The sequence below is a fragment of the Arthrobacter sp. H5 genome (assembly GCF_000520595.1).
Classification (GTDB): Bacteria; Actinomycetota; Actinomycetes; order Actinomycetales; family Micrococcaceae; genus Arthrobacter_D.
In genome coordinates this window covers 12,594-14,371 of record NZ_KI914997.1, presented here as the reverse complement: position 1 = coordinate 14,371, position 1,778 = coordinate 12,594, and the positions used below count along the sequence as shown (strand labels likewise).

The 1,778-nt window shown below is 62.8% G+C and carries 4 protein-coding genes; 3 read left to right on the top strand and 1 reads right to left on the bottom strand.

Annotated features, from left to right (window positions below; translation table 11 throughout):
• Nucleotides 1-40: 40 nt before the first annotated feature.
• Nucleotides 41-313 carry an ABC transporter permease gene (locus tag Y708_RS0111805; RefSeq protein ID WP_028280092.1) on the bottom strand — a complete coding sequence of 91 codons (273 nt, stop codon included), beginning with the start codon at nt 311-313 and terminating at the stop codon, nt 41-43.
• On the opposite strand from Y708_RS0111805, the gene Y708_RS29185 reads away from it, so the two are divergent.
• The 3 genes from Y708_RS29185 to Y708_RS28420 form a co-directional block, all read left to right on the top strand.
• Nucleotides 312-923 (top strand): TniQ family protein, encoded by a 612-nt coding sequence (locus tag Y708_RS29185; protein ID WP_162150473.1) that lies wholly within the window; start codon nt 312-314, stop codon nt 921-923. The genes Y708_RS0111805 and Y708_RS29185 overlap by 2 nt on opposite strands.
• Nucleotides 914-1,267 (top strand): hypothetical protein, encoded by a 354-nt coding sequence (locus tag Y708_RS27540; protein ID WP_051478938.1) that lies wholly within the window; start codon nt 914-916, stop codon nt 1,265-1,267. The genes Y708_RS29185 and Y708_RS27540 overlap by 10 nt, the downstream gene beginning before the upstream one ends.
• A 100-nt stretch (nt 1,268-1,367) precedes the next feature.
• A partial coding sequence (locus tag Y708_RS28420; RefSeq protein ID WP_035776146.1) for a recombinase family protein occupies nt 1,368-1,778 on the top strand: 411 nt, incomplete at its 3' end.

Here is a 1,778-nt window from a genome sequence, read left to right as displayed (position 1 = left end):
CCCGGGTGGGTGCCGCCGCCGCCGCCGTTCGTCACATGGGCTAGCGCGAACTGATCGACGCGAACTTCCTGATGCAGAGCGGTACAAAGATCAGCAGCATCAAAGCGATGCCAATGAAGATGGTGATGTACGGGTTTTGCAGAGTCCAGGCCGACGGCGGGGGGAACTCCGGGTTGGTGTTGCCGAAGAGTTGCCGAGCGGATTCCACCAGAGCGGAAACCGGGTTCCATTCCGCGATGTTCTTCAGCACCTCAGGCATGGTGTGGATGGGCACAAAGGCGTTGGAGATGAACGTCAGCGGAAAAAGGATCATGAAGGACGCATTGTTAATCACCTCGGGACTTCGGACGCTCATTCCCGCCCCCGGCGCCTACGAAACCTACGTGCACCAGCTCTCGGTGCTCCTGCCACCGAAGCGGCGCAAAATCTACACTCCGAGGCAGTGGGTGCCATGGCTGCCGGGAGCGGGGGTGCGGCGGGGATGCCCGGACTGCCTGGAATCCAGCCCGGCGGTGCTGCTCTTCTGGCAGCTGCCGGTCATGGCCAGCTGCCCGGTACACGGACGCCGGCTCGAAACCTACGAAGGACACCCGGCTGATTACCTTCTCTGGACAACCCCCGCCCAAGACCAGCGCGCGCTTCCGGAGCCGTTGTCCCTCATGGACCGGCGCACCTGGCAGGCGATAACCACCGGTTCCGTTGACCTGCCCCGGTATCCGGTTCACGCCGGCATCTGGTTCCGGCTGCTGCGGACCCTCCTGGACGAACTCACCACCGCGCAGGGACGACACGGTCGGCAACTGGACGACGTTCGTCGTGTCTGGGAACACTGCGGTCACCCGTTCCGGGCAGGCCTGTATTCGTGGCAACCGTTCGAAACCCTCCACTGGACCGCCCAGCAGCAGCCGTCGCGATGGAACTGATCGAAGCCGGTTCACTGACCGCGCTGGGCACCTCCGCGCACCTCCTTCTGCCCGAACCCGCCTCCAGGATCGGCGACGGAACCCGGCCCGCCCCACCGCCAGCAACCGCCGAACATCAAAAAGAGCCGACCCTGGATGAGCTCTGGAAACGGGTAGTCGCAGCCTTTGACGCCGCCGTCGAAGCTGCCAGAGAAGACCGGGAGGCCGCCAAGAAACTCTACGATTTCGCGCTATACGGACTCGGCAATCGAGGGACCGGGCACGGGATCCGGGAAGCATTCACCGAGCTCAAGATCCCCCTCGACTTTCTGTCACATAAAGACGATCAGCGACTCTCTGCATGACTTAGTATAGGTAACGGGTTAAGTGACAGTTTCCAGCTCCGTCCATATTTGAGTTCGGGCTGTCACTTAAACAAACGTATAAATAACAGAGGAGAAGCCAGTGCTTGTCGGATACATGCGCGTCTCAAAAGCGGACGGGTCCCAGAGCACCGACCTGCAGCGCGACGCACTCCTGGCCGCCGGCATCGCCGAAGACTCCCTCTACGAAGACAGGGCCTCCGGGAAGAAGGAAGACCGGCCCCAGCTGGTCGCCTGCCTCAAAGCCCTGCGCCACGAAGACACCCTGATTGTCTGGAAACTCGACCGGCTAGGCCGGGACCTGCGCCACCTGGTCAACATCGTCCACGACCTCACCGAACGCGGCATCGGACTCAAGGTCCTCACCGGACAGGGCGCCGCCATCGACACCACCACCGCATCCGGGAAACTCGTCTTCGGGATCTTCGCCGCCCTCGCCGAATTCGAACGCGAACTCATCTCCGACCGCACCCTCGCCGGCCTCGCCTCCGCC